Source organism: Ruegeria sp. CF5 (genome assembly GCF_056537325.1).
Genome location: NZ_JBQFRI010000001.1, coordinates 352446 through 369751 on the forward strand (window position 1 = coordinate 352446; position 17306 = coordinate 369751).

14 protein-coding genes are annotated in these 17306 nt (G+C 59.7%); 9 read left to right on the top strand and 5 right to left on the bottom strand.

Going from position 1 to position 17306, the window contains the following annotated elements; genetic code table 11:
- The first annotated feature begins 16 nt into the window (after positions 1-16).
- The 3 genes from ACR0NW_RS01640 to ACR0NW_RS01650 are packed head-to-tail and all read left to right on the top strand — an operon-like array spanning position 17 to position 3171.
- Positions 17-391 carry a DUF3302 domain-containing protein gene (locus tag ACR0NW_RS01640; RefSeq protein WP_170650318.1) on the top strand — a complete coding sequence of 125 codons (375 nt, stop codon included), beginning with the start codon at positions 17-19 and terminating at the stop codon, positions 389-391.
- A 21-nt stretch (positions 392-412) separates the two neighbouring features.
- Positions 413-1558: an HlyD family secretion protein gene (locus tag ACR0NW_RS01645; RefSeq protein WP_480449210.1), complete on the top strand. Its 1146-nt coding sequence runs from the start codon at positions 413-415 to the stop codon at positions 1556-1558.
- A 2-nt stretch (positions 1559-1560) separates the two neighbouring features.
- Positions 1561-3171 (top strand): efflux transporter outer membrane subunit, encoded by a 1611-nt coding sequence (locus tag ACR0NW_RS01650; protein WP_480449208.1) that lies wholly within the window; start codon positions 1561-1563, stop codon positions 3169-3171.
- A 2-nt stretch (positions 3172-3173) separates the two neighbouring features.
- Here ACR0NW_RS01650 and mprF read toward each other — a convergent pair whose 3' ends face one another.
- Together mprF and ACR0NW_RS01660 are read right to left on the bottom strand one after the other, a co-directional pair.
- Positions 3174-5783, bottom strand: coding sequence for a bifunctional lysylphosphatidylglycerol flippase/synthetase MprF (mprF, locus tag ACR0NW_RS01655; protein WP_480449206.1), 2610 nt, complete (start codon positions 5781-5783; stop codon positions 3174-3176).
- Positions 5784-5959: 176 nt separating this feature from the next.
- Positions 5960-6388: an Lrp/AsnC family transcriptional regulator gene (locus ACR0NW_RS01660; protein ID WP_170650328.1), complete on the bottom strand. Its 429-nt coding sequence runs from the start codon at positions 6386-6388 to the stop codon at positions 5960-5962.
- An 86-nt stretch (positions 6389-6474) separates the two neighbouring features.
- On the opposite strand from ACR0NW_RS01660, the gene rocF reads away from it, so the two are divergent.
- Positions 6475-7395 (top strand): arginase, encoded by a 921-nt coding sequence (rocF, locus tag ACR0NW_RS01665; RefSeq protein ID WP_480449204.1) that lies wholly within the window; start codon positions 6475-6477, stop codon positions 7393-7395.
- Positions 7396-8439, top strand: coding sequence for an ornithine cyclodeaminase (locus tag ACR0NW_RS01670; RefSeq protein ID WP_480449202.1), 1044 nt, complete (start codon positions 7396-7398; stop codon positions 8437-8439).
- Positions 8440-8728: 289 nt separating this feature from the next.
- Here the strand turns inward: ACR0NW_RS01670 and ACR0NW_RS01675 are convergent, their stop codons facing one another.
- From ACR0NW_RS01675 to ACR0NW_RS01685, 3 genes are all read right to left on the bottom strand, one after another.
- Complete coding sequence (locus ACR0NW_RS01675; RefSeq protein WP_480449200.1) at positions 8729-10132, bottom strand: TRAP transporter large permease; 1404 nt, start codon at positions 10130-10132, stop codon at positions 8729-8731.
- Between the two features lie 3 nt (positions 10133-10135).
- Complete coding sequence (locus ACR0NW_RS01680; RefSeq protein ID WP_480449198.1) at positions 10136-10765, bottom strand: TRAP transporter small permease subunit; 630 nt, start codon at positions 10763-10765, stop codon at positions 10136-10138.
- Between the two features lie 67 nt (positions 10766-10832).
- Positions 10833-11849 carry a C4-dicarboxylate TRAP transporter substrate-binding protein gene (locus tag ACR0NW_RS01685; RefSeq protein WP_170650342.1) on the bottom strand — a complete coding sequence of 339 codons (1017 nt, stop codon included), beginning with the start codon at positions 11847-11849 and terminating at the stop codon, positions 10833-10835.
- A gap of 429 nt (positions 11850-12278) precedes the next feature.
- Here ACR0NW_RS01685 and acs point away from each other — a divergent pair, with 429 nt between their 5' ends.
- From acs to ACR0NW_RS01705, 4 genes are all read left to right on the top strand, one after another.
- A complete protein-coding gene (gene acs / locus ACR0NW_RS01690) occupies positions 12279-14243 on the top strand; it encodes an acetate--CoA ligase (protein WP_170650344.1) in 1965 nt (654 codons plus the stop codon).
- Positions 14244-14250: 7 nt separating this feature from the next.
- On the top strand, positions 14251-14934 hold the full coding sequence (locus ACR0NW_RS01695) for an adenylate kinase (RefSeq protein ID WP_480449196.1): 684 nt from the start codon (positions 14251-14253) through the stop codon (positions 14932-14934).
- A gap of 184 nt (positions 14935-15118) precedes the next feature.
- Positions 15119-15403: a DUF4212 domain-containing protein gene (locus ACR0NW_RS01700; protein WP_170650348.1), complete on the top strand. Its 285-nt coding sequence runs from the start codon at positions 15119-15121 to the stop codon at positions 15401-15403.
- Positions 15404-15416: 13 nt separating this feature from the next.
- Entirely contained in the window at positions 15417-17201 is a 1785-nt protein-coding gene (locus tag ACR0NW_RS01705) for a sodium:solute symporter family protein (RefSeq protein ID WP_170650350.1), read from the top strand.
- Positions 17202-17306: the final 105 nt, after the last annotated feature.

The following is a 17306-nucleotide window of genomic DNA, read 5'->3' on the forward strand; positions in this document are numbered from 1 at the left end:
GGCAAGGAGGCACGGAATGGGGCTGCTTGGGCAACCGCTGGGCTATTACGACTACCTGACATTTGTGGCGCTGATATTGCTGCTGGCTGCGGTGATGGCCCTGTTTTTGTTCATCATGGGACTGCCGGGCAGGATCGCCCTAAAGCGCAACCATCCACATGCCGAAGCGGTCAAGATCATGGGCTGGGCCGGATTTCTGGCCGTAATCCCGTGGATTCACGCCTTTATCTGGGCGTTCCACGAAGGGATAACCGTCGATCTGCGCAGATTTCCAAAGGAAGAGCGTGATGCGATCCGCAAGGAAATCGAACGCATGGGCGGCAAGGTGAAGCCCGAATATCAGGACCATGCCGATCAAGGTTCTGACCCCGACACCACGCAGAAAAGCTGATCCCGGAAGGCCAGAAATAATATGTTCGTCGCCCTGAGTATCACGCTTTTCTACATCATTTTCGTCTGGTTCATTTTCTTCAAGGCGAAATGGCTGAAGTTCAACATCGTCTGGGGGGTCGTTTCATTTTGGGTCGGCGCGCATCTGTTGCTGATATTCCTTGTGGCGCTGCGGTTCTTTCAGCCCTACTCGATCGACAGCCACGTTGTGCGCTCGACCATTCAGATCGTGCCCAAGTTGACCCAGCCAACCATTCTGACCGAAGTCCTGGTCGAGCCGAATACGATAGTGACGAAAGGCGATCCGCTCTATCGGTTCGACGACACGGTGTTTTCGCTGGCCGTGGACAACGCCAAGGCACAGCTGGTTGCCGCCGAGCAGAACGCCAAGATCCTTGAACAGGATGTCATCGCCGCCACCGAGGGGCTGGAGCGCGCAAATGCACAGCTGGCCTATGCCCAGACCCAAAAAGCCCGGTACGAAAATCTGGTTCCTGCAGGAGGCGCACGGCAGGATGAACTGGACCGCTGGAACGAGCAGGTTCACGAAGATCTGGCGCAGGTCAAACAGGCCGAGGCTAATTTGCAAAAGGCGCAACTGGCGCTGGAATCCGAAATCGACGGGGTGAATACAGGTATCCTGCAGGCGCAGTCGCAACTGGCAGAGGCCGAGTATTTCCTTGAGAACACAACGATCTACGCCCCGGAAAACGGCATGATCGTATCGCAGCAGGCCCGTCCGGGACTGGTGGTCGGTGACATTCGACTGGGCGCCATTGCCAGCTTTGTCACCGAAGACGCTCCGTATATTCTGGCCACGTTCCGGCAGCAGAACCTGAAATTCGTTGAACCCGGCCAGCCGGTCGAGGTGGCGCTGGACCTGTATCCGGGCGAAATCCTCAATGGCAAGGTCGAGGCGGTCTGGTGGGCCACGCGGCAGGGGCAGTACCTGCCTTCAGGCCGCCTGCCCGGCTTTGAACTGCCGAAACTGCCCGGCCGGATCGCCGTTCAGATTACGGTGGACGTCCCCGAAGGGCATCAGTTTCCGGCAGGCGGCCATGCGGCGGTCGCCATCTATACCGGTCAGGGCAAGAGTTTTGAGTTCCTGAGGCGCATCAATATCCGCCTCTACTCGTTCGCCAACTTCATCAGACCGCTGGACATCTGAGGATGCCCCAAAACAAAAACGGTGAGCACATGATACGGGCAAAGGCAGGACGGTTTGGAATATTCGGCAGGTCGGTCGCCCCGGCCATCTGTGTAGTGGGATTGCTGGCAGCCTGCGCACCGGTCGGGCCGGATTTCGTGCGACCCAGCTCGCCGGTCGTCAAGCAATGGATCGAGGTGAACAGCCCCAACGCCAGTCAGGGCAGCGGGCTGACCTCGCGCAGCGCGCCGGTGGTCAAATGGTGGGAAACATTCAATGATCCCACACTGAACCGGCTGATCGCGGACGCATACGCGCAGAACCTGTCGTTACAAGTGGCGGGGGCCCGCGTTCTGCAGGCCCGTGCGCAGCTTGGGATCGCGTTTGGCGAGCTTTACCCGCAATCGCAGGCGGTCGGCGGGTCCATCTCGCAACGCAGGATCAGCGAAAACCTGAACCCCATCGCGGACATCAACCGGGTCATTCCGCTGGATACCGAATTCGCGACCTCTCAGGTTGGCTTTGATGCCCAGTGGGAACTGGATGTCTGGGGCGCGCAGCGGCGGGGCGTTCAGGGGGCCCGGTCCAATCTGGCGTTGCAAGTGGCGAATTATGACGATGCGCTGGTCACGCTGACCGGAGATGTGGCCGCGATCTATATCAATATCCGGGCGTTGCAGGAAACGCTGGGAGTAGCGCGTGAAAACATCCGGCTGCAGCAGGAATCGGCGGATCTGACCGAGTTGCGGTTCAACAACGGCGTCACGACCGAACTGGACGTGCAGGAATCGACGGCGTTGCTGAACAACACCAAGGCATTGGTGCCCACGCTGGAAAGCGATCTGCAACAGGCCAAGAATGCGCTGGCGGTGCTGCTGGGCACGACGCCTTCGCGCATGACCGGATTGCTGGGCAGTTCGCGCCCCATTCCAACGGCGCGGGCCAATGTTGCCGTGGGCGTTCCGGCAGAATTGCTGCGCCGGCGTCCCGATATCCGGGCGGCTGAGCTGGCGGCGGCGACGCAATCGGCGCAGGTGGGAATTGCGATGGCGGATCTGTACCCGCAGTTCATCCTGTCCGGTTCGATCGGGTTACAGGCCTCCAGCGGGCGCGACCTGTTCAGCTCGAACAGCGGCACCGGTCTGGCGAGTGCCGGGGTAGTCTGGAACGTGCTGAACTATGGCCGGATCAAGAACAACGTGCGGGCACAGGACGCGGCCTATCAAGGGTTGATCGCGAATTATCAGAACACGGTCCTGTCGGCCTATTCCGAGGTTGAAAGCGCGATGGTGGCTTATGCCGAAGCGCGCAAGCAGGTGGTGTTTTATCAGCGCAGCGTCGAAGCCTCGCAACGCGCGGCAGGCATTGCGGTCAGCCAGTATACCGACGGCATCGCGGATTATTCGCGTATTCTGAACACGCAGACCGCCCTGCTGCGGTCACAGGCCAATCTGATCGAGGCGCGTCAGCAGGTGTCGTCGAATTTGGTGGCGATCTACAAGGGTCTGGGTGGCGGATGGCAGATCCGGCAAAATCAGGAGTTCCTGCCCGAAACCGTACTTGCGGAAATGGCTTATCGCACAGACTGGGGTGATCTGCTGGAGAAGGACCCGACTGGCGTCAGTCTGGAATAAGCCTATTTCGTCAGCCCACGGATACCGCCCGAGATCAGGATGTTGACCTCGTACAATACACGCGGCGCGGCCAGACCGCCGGGGCTGGCGAGATAATTCGGGCTCCATTCCGGATCGAATTTCTGTTTGAAGGACCGCAGCCCCTCAAAGTGATAGAACTGTTCGCCGTGTTGATAGACAAATCCGCCGATCCGATTCCAGATCGAGGCAAGCTGTCGATTTTCAATGCCTGAAAACGGCGCGGCACCCAGAGAGAACCAGTGAAACCCCTGTGCTGATCCCCATAGCATCATCTCAGCGAACAGGGCGTCCATGACAAAGCTTGGGCTATCGGGTTCGTATCGCATCAGGTCCAGTGACAGCTCGCTTTTGTTGCCGCCCTGAAACAGGTTGGCAAAGGCGACTATCTTGCCGGTTTCACCATCACGCAGAACGGCGTGGTCGAAATAGGACAGGTAATGTTCGCTGAATCCGCCAAGAGCAAAGCCCTTCTCTTCCCCCGCCTTGTTAGTAAGCCAGTGGTCCGAGATTGCGCGCAATTCAGGCAGGACCGGGCCAAGTTCCTCTTTTGGGATGATCTCGAACACGTATCCTTCACGCTCGGCCCGGTTACGTGCCTGACGGAAACCTTTCTTGGGCTTGCCGTCGAGCGAGAAATCCTTGAGCGGCACGCGCGCGACCTCGCCGATTTTCAGGATCGACAGGCCCAGATCAAGGAAGGTGGGCAGGTATTTGGTGGAGACACTGTAAAAGGCGCACAGCTTGCCCTCGCGATCTGCCATCTCGCGCAGTTGCCAGACCAGCTGCTGGCCCGCCTTTTCGTCGCCCACCGGTTCACCCTTGGAAATCAGCGCATTGCCGGTATCGGCATAGGCGATAAAGGCGGATTCATCCGGCGAGATCAGGAATTGCTTGTCTCCGGTCAGGGATATCTGCGCCTCGGTATCTTCGCTCTCCATCGCCAGACGGCGGACAACTTCGGGGATTTCGGTCTGTTTTATTTCGGGAATTTCGTGACCGAACAACGAATTGACTGCGACCACACCGATGATCACGGCCACCACAAGGCTGGAGCGTAAAAAGCGTGAAGCGTCGCCGTTCCAGGCAAAATCCCACCACAGCGCATTCTGATAATCCACGTGGGAATAGGCAAAGAGGCCCACCCAGAAGATCACGGCCATCAGTGCCACGATGCTGACCAGCCACGGGATGTTCAGCCGAAAGATCGACGCGCCGCTGACGCGGTAGAACGCGCCTCGAGACAGGGCCAGCATGGCGATGGTCGCCAGCATGCACAGCGCCTCATGCGAATCCAGCCCCTTGGCCAGTGAGGCGAAGAACCCCACAACCATCAGCCCCATGGCCAGTATCCACGCGCGGTAAAGCTTGCGGAACAACCCGCGCGAAATCAGGATCAGCAGCACGCCGACAATGCTGCCCAGCAGATGCGATGCCTCGACAAACGACAGCGGCAGGAATTCACGCAGGACGCCCAGATTTGCGGAACTGGCGGGCAATGCGCCTGATACCAGCAGGATCACCCCGGCGACCGCTGAAACACCCGCCGCAACCATCGGAATGATCGGTCTGGTCACCCGATAGGCCCAGCTTGCCGCCCCGCCGATTGCACGTCGTTGGGATACGGCCCACGCGATCCCGATGGACAGGCAGGCAATGGCGAACGGCAGGAACGTATAGACGACCCGATAGAGCAACAGCGCCGCGATGATATCCGACCTGCCCGACGCCCCGAGCCCGGCGATCAGGGTGGCCTCGAACACGCCGATCCCGCCGGGTGCGTGGCTGAGGATTCCGACGGCGATGGCGGCGATATAGACGGTGAAAAAGTAGGGAAATCCGACGCCCAGATCATCCGGCATCAGCACGTACAGGGTCATCGACGCGCCGAACAGATCGCCGATCGCGGCCAGTGTCAGCAGACCGGCCAGACGACCGCCCGGTAGGTTGAAGGCAAACCCGGCCAACGAGAACTTGCGCCCGCCACGGGCCAGCCAGATGAACAGGGATGCCAGGCCAAACAGCATTAGAACGCCAATGCCGGTTTCGGTAATCTCGCTGATCGGCAGAACCTGGGAAATGCCGTCCGGGTGAAAGGTCAGTAAAAGGCCAAGGATCAGCACAAGTCCCATCCAGAACGCCACCCACGAGGTTGCGATCACACCGGCCACACGCCCCAGATCAAGCCCGAGCGAGGCATAAATACGGTATCTGATGGCCGTGCCGGTGATGTACGAAAAGCCAAGGCAGTTCGACACCGCATAACCGCTTGCACCAGCCATGCCCGCGACCGGCAGGGGCACCTTGCCTTCGGCCACGCTTTGAACCGCGAAAACGTCGTACAACGACAGTGACAGAAAGCTGAAAGCCGTCCAGCACACCGCGATGAACATCAGCCACCAGGACTTGGCCGCGATATCCGTTTGCACATCGGTCCATTTCACGTGCGACGAAAGCTCGTGCAGAACCATCAGGGCGATCAGCGTGATCAGGATCGGGACCGAAATCCTGACCAGCGGCTTTTCCAGCAGCGCCGCAATGCGTTCGACCCACTGTTCGACGCGGGGCTCTTCACTTTGTTCCTGCGCGGTCATGATGGAATTCCCTGCCCGTATGCCATGAAACGACCTTTGGTTCTGTGCAACCGCGCAATCGGGCATCCCCATTTGCTGTGGCCGCTGGACCGAATAAAGACTTCACCGCAATCTGGCACATTTTCCTTGATGTTCAAAGCACTGCGCCAGCTTGCGTGGCTTTTTCCGGGCCGGGCCTACAGACGCCCCTTGCGCGTTGACAGCAAAAGGTTGGTTTCCGACCGTGTAACCCCGTCCATGCGCCGGATGATGAAAATCACCTCGTCGAGTTCTTCGAGCGTCCCGGTGCCGATCTCGGCGATCAAATCCCAATGGCCGTTGGTCGAATGCACCGCGCGTACCTGCCGCATGGCGGATATCCGGGACATGATCCGTTCGGTACCGCGCCCCTCGATCCCCAGCATCATCAGGCCGCGCACCGGGCTTTGCGCCACGTCCTGTCGCGTGGTTACGGTAAAGCCGATGATCTCTCCGGACTGTTTAAGCCGCTGCAACCGGCTGCGCACGGTGGTGCGGGTCACCCCCAGTTGTTCCGAGAGTTCCGACAGCGAGGCACGCGCGTCCCGATGCAGGGCGTTCAGCAGCCGATTATCCAGATCGTCCATCATCCGATTCCACTTTGGTCAATTCGGTTTCATTTTGAGCAATTTGCTCTCTTCCGGCAACCCGCTAGGTATCGCTAAATGGCATCATGGATACGCAAAACATTCTTCTGGTCGGAGCCCCACTGGATGCCGGCAAACGACGTCAGGGGTGCCGGATGGGCCCGGACGCCTATCGCGTTGCCGGTCTGGAACGCGCACTGGCTGATCTGGGGCATCAGGTCACCGATCTGGGCGACGTCGCGCCCGACGCCGTCGACATCCCCGAGCACAACCATCTGTTTTCCCTGCCGGAATGCGTGGGCTGGACCCAAGCCCTAAGCCGGTCGGCACAGGAATGCGCCGCAAAGGGCGTGCCGATCTTCATGGGCGGTGATCATGCCCTGTCCATGGGAACCGTCACCGGTATGGCCGCGCACGCGCAGGCACATGGCCGGCCGCTGTTCGTGCTCTGGCTGGATGCGCATAGCGATTTTCACACACCGGACAGCACCGGCAGCGGCAATCTGCATGGTACGCCGGTGGCTTACTTTACCGGGCAGCCGGGGTTTGAAGCCTTCCCCGCCCTGCCCGCGCCGGTTCCGACCGACCGCGTTGGCATGATCGGCCTGCGCTCGGTCGATCCCGCTGAACGCGCGGCGCTGGAAAAGGATCGCGCCATGCTGGCCGACATGCGCAGCATCGACGAACATGGCATCAAGGCGCCCCTGATGGCGTTTCTGGACAGAGTGCGGGCAGCGGATGGTATTCTGCACGTATCACTGGATGTGGACTTTCTAGAACCCGCCATCGCACCCGCCGTCGGCACAACCGTCCCCGGTGGCGCGACCGAGCGTGAGGCGCATCTGGTGATGGAGTTGTTGCATGAAAGCGGGCTGGTCCGCTCGCTGGATCTGGTCGAACTGAACCCATTTCTGGACGAACGCGGCCGCACCGCAAAACTGATGGTAGATCTGGCCGCCTCACTCATGGGGCGCCGTATCTTTGACCGCCCAACCCGGAGTTTCTAAATGACCCAGCCATCAGATAAGGCGCTTGTGCCATTCGTTTCGGTCGACAACATGATGCGGCTGATCCACCACATCGGTGTCGAGCAGATGATCACCGAAATTGCGGCGCAAATCGAAGCGGATTTCAAACGCTGGGAGAGCTTTGACAAGACCCCCCGCATTCCGGCCCATTCCCCGCATGGCGTGATCGAGCTGATGCCGACATCGGATGGTGAGGCATATGGCTTTAAATACGTGAATGGTCATCCCAAGAACACGTCCGAAGGTCTGCAGACCGTGACTGCCTTTGGCCTGTTGGCAGATGTCTATACCGGATACCCGACCCTTCTGACCGAGATGACGATGCTGACAGCGCTGCGGACGGCGGCGACTTCTGCGCTGGTCGGCAGCTACCTTGCCCCGAAGAACGCAAAAACGATGGCGATGATCGGAAATGGCGCCCAGTCCGAGTTTCAGTGTCTGGCTTTCCGGGCAATGTGCGGCATCGATACGGTTCGCCTGTACGACACAGACGCGAATGCAACCGCGAAATGTGCCGCAAATCTTCAACGCAGCGGGTTGACCGTGGTCCTGTGCAAAACCGCCGAAGATGCGATTGAGGGCGCGCAGATCATCACCACCTGCACCGCAGACAAGAAATACGCAACAATCCTGACCGACAACATGATCGGCCCCGGTGTGCATATCAACGCTATCGGTGGAGACTGCCCCGGTAAAACAGAGCTGCACCGGGACATCCTGCTGCGCTCGGACATCTTCGTGGAGTATCCCGAACAGACCCGCATCGAAGGGGAAATTCAGGCCCTCGAAGCCGATCACCCCGTCACCGAAATCTGGCAGGTCATGGCTGGTCAAGCCGAAGGGCGTAAAGATGACCGGCAGATCACCCTGTTTGACAGTGTTGGTTTTGCGATCGAGGATTTTTCGGCGCTCCGCTACATCAAACGCGCGATTGAAGGCACCAGCTATTTTGAACCTTTGGACATGCTGGCCGATCCTGACGATCCGCGCGACCTGTTCGGGATGCTGATGCGCGCCAGATAATCACATACACGGCGGACCATTAAACCGTCAGAACGGAAGGGGGCGCTGCCCCCGTCGCCTTCGGCGCCTCCCCCGGAGTATTTTCAGCCAGATGAACAGGGGATCCGCTCTCCGACCGTAGCCAGAGAGCTTCACCTGGCGCGGTCATCGGCGCTCCCGCCTGTACCGCAGGTTCTTGATCGCACCAATGGGTTAAGGATCCGTTACTTCATCTGGCCAAAAATACTCCGGAGCGCGAGGCAGAGCCTCGCAAAAAAACTGATTGGCCACGAACAGATGGTTGCGGCATCTAACCGGCAAGTGAGGGCAGATAGAGGACGATGGCCGGAAAGGCCACCAACAACGCGATTGTCGCGGCATCTGCAATAAAGAACGGCATTACGCCGCGAAAGACGTCCTGTACGCTCAGGTCCGGGCGCACACCCGCCACCACGAAGCAGTTCAAACCGATTGGCGGGGTGATCAAACAGAATTCGGCCATCTTCACCACAAGAATTCCGAACCAGATGGCGCACATCGGGCCGGACATGCCAAAGGCGCTATCTGCCGCACTCACAGTTTCCCCGCCGTTCAGGGCCATAACCGCCGGATAGACGACAGGCAGGGTCAGAAGCAGCATTCCGATGGCATCCATGAACATTCCCAGCACGGCATAGGCCAGCAAAATGCAGATCAGGATCAGCATTGGGGACATCTGCAGCGACGTGATCCAGTCAGAGAACGCGCCCGGCAGGTCAGCGAAGCCCAGAAAGCGAACGTATATCAGTACCCCCCAGATGATCGAAAAGATCATGGCCGTCAGTTTGGCCGTTTCCAGCAATGCGGATTTGAACTCGGCCCACCGCATTCCGTGGAACAGCGCAAAGCAGAACACGATGAAGGCACCGATGGCGCCACCCTCGGTCGGGGTTCCCCAGGCCTGATCGCCGAACGGGTTGTAGACAAAACAGATGATGATCAGGATGACGGCAACGATCGGCAAGGCTCCGGGCAGCACGACGAAGCGTTCGCGCCAGCTGAATCCAGTCACCGGCGGGCCGACGGTTTTGAAGATCACCGCGATGCCGACGATCAGCAACCCATAGATCACTGCGGAAAAGGCGCCGGGAATGAACCCTGCCAGCAGCAGTTTACCCACGTCCTGTTCCACGATGATGGCGTAGATCACCAGAATTGCGGATGGTGGGATCAGCGAGGCGAGTGTTCCACCCGCCGCAACGACCCCTGCGGCGAAGCGCTTGTTGTAACCCACGGCCAACATTTCAGGGATGGCGATGCGGGCAAAAACCGCCGATGTGGCAACCGAAGCGCCGGACACGGCGGCAAATCCTGCGGTTGCAAAGACGGTCGAGACCGCGAGCCCTCCGGGAACCCAGGCCACCCAGCGTTTTGCGGCTTCGAACAATGCGCGGGTCAGACCCGCGTAGTAAGCCAGATATCCAATCAGGATAAACGTCGGGATCAGGCTGAGCGTGTGCGAGGCGACCTTGGAATGAGGCACCTGCCCTGCGGTTTTGACTGCAACGGTCAGCGCCTTGCCGAAACGGTCCGGGTCATAGCCGAACTTGGCCCAGAATATCCAGACAAGCCCTACCAGACCCGCAAGGCCCGCGGCAAAGGCAACCCGCATACCGGTAACGACAAGGACCAGCAGCCCGCCTGTGACCCAAAGGCCGATGTCAATCGTGTCCATGCGCTATTCCTGCCCCTCAAGCTGCTCGGCTTCGGCTGCGGCCTGTGCGGCGGTGTCCTGTATCAGCGGCACTCCGGCGGGCTCTTCCAGACCCATTATGAATGCACGCCCGTATCCCCAGATTTGCAGGATCAGCCGCAGGCACAAAACCGAGAAGGCAATTGGCGCCAGCAGTTTGGCGGGCCAAAGGGGGATGCCGATATCGATCGAGCTGTCGCGGCTCCATAGCGGCGCGCCAAAATCGAAGGACCGGTCAAAATGCGCCCAGCTGCCCCAGACCAAAGCCAGCATGAGGACGAGGATCAGGACAACCGAGATCAGCTCGAACAGCCACAATGCCCGCCCGCGCAGGCGCGAGATGACGATGTCCATCCGGATATGCCCGCCATCGCGCTGAACAAAGGAAACGCCAAGGAAGGCGATCAGGGGCATGGCCTGCTCGATCCAGTCCACATAGCCGGGCAGCGGTGCATTGAAGGCGTTTCGGCCGGCGACGGATACAACGGCAAGCACCATCAGCGAAAACACAGCAAACCCACTGAGCAGGGCCAGCACCCTTTCAAGTTTGAGCAAACGCTGATCCAAACGGCTTAGGAGGCTGCCATCCTCCAGCACCGTGGCATGTCCTGCCATCCCGGAATTCCCTTGTGTCGCGAAATCAGTCGTGATCCGGGCACCCGAGGGTGCCCGGTTTCAGGTCTCAGTTACCGCCGCGCTGCTGCTTCAGCGTGGCCTGAACGAGATCGTACAGGTCCTGTGCAGGCAGCCCCTGTTCCGACATATCGGCGATCCACTGTTCCCGGATCGGGTCAGCCGCCTTGGCACGGAATTCGTCAAGAACGGCATCGTCGATCGTGACTTTCTGCACGCCCTTCTCTTCCAGAACACCATCCCATTTCTTAAGCAGTTCGCCATAGTTGGCGAGGTAGTGCGCGATGGCTTCGTCGATGGAACTGTCCAGCGCCTCGCGATGTTCGGCCGGCAGGGCCTCATACGCCTCGATATTGACCACAACGGGGCAGTTCACGGTGCCGGGGTTCAGGTTGGCGGTCCACCAGTCGGCTTCGTTGATAGTGCCAAAAGACAGGTGGGCGTGCTGGGCAAAGGCCACGGTATCAACAACACCGGATTCCATCGCATTGAACGCCTCGGTCGCGGGTACGGATGTCGGAACGCCGCCGACCGCTTCGAACGCCTGACCCAGACCGCCAGTCGCGCGCACGCGCATGCCGTCGAATTCTGCAAGCTGGTCACGCGGGTCGCCGGTACCCACCAGATTGTATTGCGGCATCGGTGAGGTCATCAGGATACGCGCGTTCCACTGCGCCATTTCATCCTTGACTGCCGGATGGGCATAGACGGCGTGGCTGACGGCCACCTCTTCATCCAGCGAACTCACGCCGAGGAAAGGCAGCTCAAGAACCGTGATCGCGCGGTTCTTGTCGCGGTGATAGCCCGCGCAGAACTGGGCCATCTCGAACGCGCCAATTTCGATGCCGTCCAGATTTTCCTTGGGTTTGGACAGGCCGCCATAGCTGACGTTGATGGTAAAGTCGCCGCCGGTCTTTTCGTTGACAAGCTCGGCCAGTTTTTCGACGTGTTCAGTAAAGGCGCGTCGTTTGCCCCAGACCGAGGCATTCCATTCCGTGGCCGACGCCTCGGCGACAAAAGCAAGGCTAATGGCGGCTACTGCCGCGCCGCTCAACATCTTGTGCATTTTATTCTCTCCCTGTGCGACGCCCCTTTGTCAGGGCGCTTGACGGTCAAGCTAGCGCCAACACTTGTGCCTGCCAACCCCTGCCGCCGGTGCCAGATCTAGCCACCCGGCAAACGGGAGCACGGCAATCGCTCGTGATCCGTCAGGTTGCGACCGGGAGCGCCGATAATTTACAGGGTAATGAGGGGATCTAAAATCCACAACTAGAGCATTGCTATCATTAAATTAATTTCATCTATTTCGAAAAAGTTTACAAATTGACCACAGAAGTAAAAATTTCTTTACAAACAAATTCAGGAAATACGGCAATTTATTTCTTTCTTTTCCGAACCCCGTATTATTCGACTTGGGGAGGAACCGGATCGACATTACCCGAACTACGGGCAATATCGGTTCATGTAATCCAGTCCAGAGGGAGGAGCCTCAGAAATGACGACCGCTGCCCAGGCAGATGCCAAGGTGTACCCGCCATCCGCCGAAACCGTCGCACGTGCCCACGTTGATGCCGCGAAATATGCCGACATGTATGCGGCCTCGATTAACGACCCCGAGAAATTCTGGGATGAGCAAGGCAAGCGGGTCGACTGGATCAAGCCCTATACGCAGGTCAAGGACGTCAACTACAACTTCGGGAATGTCGGCATCAACTGGTATGCCGATGGTACGCTGAACGTTTCTGCCAACTGTCTGGACCGCCACCTGAAAACCCGCGGCGACCAAACCGCGATCATCTGGGAGCCGGATGATCCAAACGATGCGGCACAACACATCTCTTATGCCGAGTTGCATCGCCGTACCTGCCGGATGGCCAACATTCTGGAATCGATGGGCGTTCGCAAGGGCGACCGGGTGGTGATTTACCTGCCGATGATCCCCGAAGCGGCCTATGCCATGCTGGCCTGCGCGCGGATCGGCGCCATTCATTCGATCGTCTTTGCCGGGTTCTCGCCGGATGCATTGGCCGCCCGTATCAACGGCTGTGAGGCCAAGGTTGTCATCACCGCCGACGAAGCCCCCCGCGGGGGCCGCAAGACGCCGCTGAAATCCAACGCGGACGCCGCCCTGCTGCATTGCAAGGACACGGTGAAGTGTCTGGTGGTCAAGCGCACCGGCGGTCAGACCACATGGGTCGACGGGCGCGACTATGACTATAACGAAATGGCGCTGGAAGCAGATGATTACTGCGCCCCCGCCGAGATGAATGCCGAAGATCCGCTGTTCATCCTTTATACCTCGGGTTCGACCGGCCAGCCCAAGGGCGTGGTGCACACGACAGGCGGTTATCTGGTCTATGCCTCGCTGACACATGAGGTCACGTTCGACTACCACGAAGGCGACATCTACTGGTGTACGGCGGATGTGGGCTGGGTCACCGGGCACAGCTATATCGTCTATGGTCCGCTTGCGAACGGGGCGACGACGCTGATGTTCGAGGGCGTGCCGACCTATCCGGATGCCAGCCGGTTCTGGCAGGTGTGTGAAAAGCACAAGGTGAACCAGTTCTATACCGCTCCCACCGCTCTGCGCGCGCTGATGGGTCAGGGCAACGAGTGGGTCGAGAAATGCGACCTCAGCGATCTGAAAGTTCTTGGCACCGTTGGCGAGCCTATCAACCCCGAAGCCTGGAACTGGTATAATGAAGTTGTGGGCGGTGGTCGCTGTCCCATCGTGGACACCTGGTGGCAGACCGAGACCGGCGGTCACCTGATGACCCCTCTGCCCGGTGCGCATGCGATGAAGCCCGGTTCGGCGATGAAGCCGTTCTTTGGCATCCTTCCGGTTGTTCTGGACCCGCAGTCCGGTGTCGAAATTCAGGGCAACGGGGTCGAGGGCGTTCTTTGCATCAAGGACAGCTGGCCCGGTCAGATGCGCACCGTCTGGGGCGATCATGAGCGGTTCGAGAAGACCTATTTCTCGGATTACAAAGGCTATTACTTCACCGGCGACGGATGCCGCCGCGACGAGGATGGTGATTACTGGATCACCGGCCGCGTCGATGACGTGATCAACGTCTCGGGTCACCGCATGGGTACGGCCGAGGTGGAAAGCGCGCTGGTGGCACACGCCGCTGTCGCCGAGGCTGCCGTGGTTGGTTATCCGCATGAAATCAAGGGGCAAGGCATCTATTGCTATGTCACCCTGATGAATGACCGCGAACCCAGCGATGAGTTGCTGAAAGAGCTGCGGACATGGGTGCGGACCGAAATCGGCCCGATCGCCAGCCCGGATGTGATCCAGTGGGCCCCCGGCCTGCCCAAGACCCGTTCGGGCAAGATCATGCGCCGTATCCTGCGCAAGATCGCCGAGAACGACTTTGGCTCGCTGGGTGACACTTCGACACTGGCCGATCCGTCGGTTGTCGAAGACCTGATCGAAAACCGCGCGAACAAGTGAGGGTGTGATGGACGCTGCCACAACCACCACCCCCGCCGTACTGATCCTTCTCGGCCCTCCGGGCGCCGGGAAGGGCACACAGGCACGGATGCTGGAAGACAAGTTCGGGCTGGTGCAACTCAGCACCGGTGATTTGCTGCGTGCGGCGGTTGCCGCAGGCACCGAGGCGGGCAAGGCTGCCAAGGCTGTCATGGAAGCGGGCGATCTGGTCAGTGACGAGATCGTCATTGCCATCCTGCGCGACCGTCTGGTCGAACCTGACTGCGCGCGCGGTGTCATTCTGGACGGCTTTCCGCGCACCACGATTCAGGCAGAGGCACTGGACGGTCTGCTGTCGGAAACCGATCAGAAGATCAACGCCGCCATCAGCCTTGAGGTCGAGGATGCCGAAATGGTGATCCGTATCTCGGGCCGCTACACCTGCGCCGGATGCGGCGAAGGGTTTCACGACCAGTTCAAGAAACCGGCGGTCGAAGGCGTTTGCGACAAATGCGGCAAGACTGAGTTCAGCCGCCGCGCCGACGACAACGCGGAAACCGTGGCTTCGCGCCTTGCGGCGTACCACGCGCAGACCGCACCGCTGATCGGATATTACGATGGCAATGGCGTTCTGGTGCGCACCGACGCCATGGGCAAGATCGACGACATCGCCCGCGATCTGGAGAGGATCGTCGGCGACGCGATGAATTAAGGGGAGGAGACGAGCCCGACCAAGGGCTTTGATCCTGCAAAAGAATACTTCAATGGACCCGCCCTGGCGGACCGGAGAAGTTATGCCTGACGTCGACCTGGCGTTCGGCGCATCAAAGGGTGGCCCAACGTACTGGAGGAGTTGGGCATGGGGCCGCCCGAGGAGGAAGCAAGGAGGTACCGCAATGGCGGATCATTCAACAAACTCCGCGCAGACTGCCGAAGCCGACAAGGGCTATTGGCAGGCAAACCTGCGCCTCATCGTCATCAGCCTTATCATATGGGCGCTGGTGTCTTTCGGATTCGGCATTCTGCTGCGTCCGTTGCTGTCCGGCATCGCCGTTGGCGGCACCGATCTGGGCTTTTGGTTCGCTCAGCAGGGATCGATTCTGGTCTTTCTGGTGCTGATCTTCAACTACGCCTGGCGGATGAACAAGCTGGACGCCGAACACGGCGTGGGCGAAGATTAAGGGGCTGGGGACAATGGATCAGTTTACCATCAACCTGCTGTTTGTGGGCGCGTCCTTTGCGCTTTACATCGGCATCGCGATCTGGGCCCGCGCGGGGTCCACATCAGAGTTCTATGCCGCCGGTCGCGGCATTCATCCGGTCACCAACGGTATGGCGACTGCGGCTGACTGGATGTCGGCGGCTTCGTTCATCTCGATGGCGGGCCTTATCGCCTTTACCGGCTACGACAACAGCTCGTTCCTGATGGGCTGGACCGGCGGCTACGTGCTGCTGGCGCTGCTGCTGGCGCCCTACCTGCGCAAGTTCGGCAAGTACACGGTATCGGAGTTCATCGGCGACCGCTTCTACAGCCAGACCGCACGTATCGTTGCGGTGATTTGTCTGATCGTTGCGTCGGTGACCTACGTGATCGGTCAGATGACCGGCGTGGGCGTGGCCTTTGGCCGCTTTCTCGAGGTGTCGAACACCGCTGGTCTGCTGATCGGCGCGGGCGTCGTATTCGCCTATGCAGTGTTTGGCGGGATGAAGGGCGTGACCTACACTCAGGTCGCTCAGTACTGCGTGCTGATCACAGCCTATACCATCCCGGCAATCTTCATCTCGCTGCAGCTGACCGGCAATCCGATCCCGGCGCTGGGTCTGTTCGGTGACACCGCAGGCGGTGAGCCGCTGCTGACCAAGCTGGACGCCATCGTGGCCGAGCTGGGCTTTGCCGAATACACGGCGCACCATTCGAACACGCTGAACATGGTGCTGTTCACGCTGTCGCTGATGATCGGTACCGCCGGTCTGCCGCACGTGATCATGCGCTTCTTCACCGTGCCGAAAGTGTCCGACGCTCGTTGGTCCGCTGGCTGGGCGCTGGTGTTCATCGCGCTGCTGTACCTGACCGCCCCTGCGGTTGGCGCAATGGCCCGTCTGAACATCACCGACATGATGTGGCCCAATGGTGGCATCGAAGGTGGCGCTGTCTCGGTCGAGGAAATCGACAACGATCCGCGCTATGACTGGATGGCCACATGGCAGAAAACCGGTCTGCTGGATTGGGAAGACAAAAACGGCGACGGCAAGATCCAGTACTACAACGACAAGAATGCCGACATGCAGGCGCTTGCCGAGGAAAAAGGCTGGGTTGGTAACGAGCTGACCAAGTTCAACCGTGACATCCTGGTTCTGGCAAACCCTGAAATCGCCAACCTGCCGGGTTGGGTTGTGGGTCTGGTTGCTGCCGGTGGTCTGGCTGCTGCTCTGTCCACGGCTGCGGGTCTGCTGCTGGCGATCTCGTCGGCTGTGTCCCACGACCTTGTCAAAGGTGCGATCAACCCGAATATCTCGGAAAAGGGTGAACTGCTGGCCGCGCGTATCGCTATGGCCGTGGCCATCGTTGTCGCAACCTATCTGGGTCTGAACCCACCGGGCTTTGCGGCGCAAACGGTTGCGCTTGCATTCGGTCTGGCGGCTGCCTCGATCTTCCCGGCGCTGATGATGGGGATCTTCTCGACCCGCATCAACAACACCGGTGCGGTTGCAGGTATGCTGGCAGGTCTGACGGTCACGTTGGTCTACATCTTCCTGCACAAGGGCTGGTTGTTCATTCCGGGCACCAACTCGTTCACCGATGCTGATCCGCTTCTGGGTCCGATCAAGTCGACCTCGTTCGGCGCCATCGGTGCAATGGTCAACTTTGGCGTCGCCTATGTGGTCGCCGGCATGACCAAGGAGACTCCGCAGGAGATCAAGGATCTGGTCGAAAGCGTGCGCATTCCCCGTGGCGCGGGCGCGGCTCAGGATCACTGAGTCGGATGCGGCTGGCGGTGTCTGACACTCTGGCCGCAACCTTCGACCCACTGTTCCCGCCCGGCACACCACCGGGCGGGGCTTTTCGTTAAGACATCAAGAGAC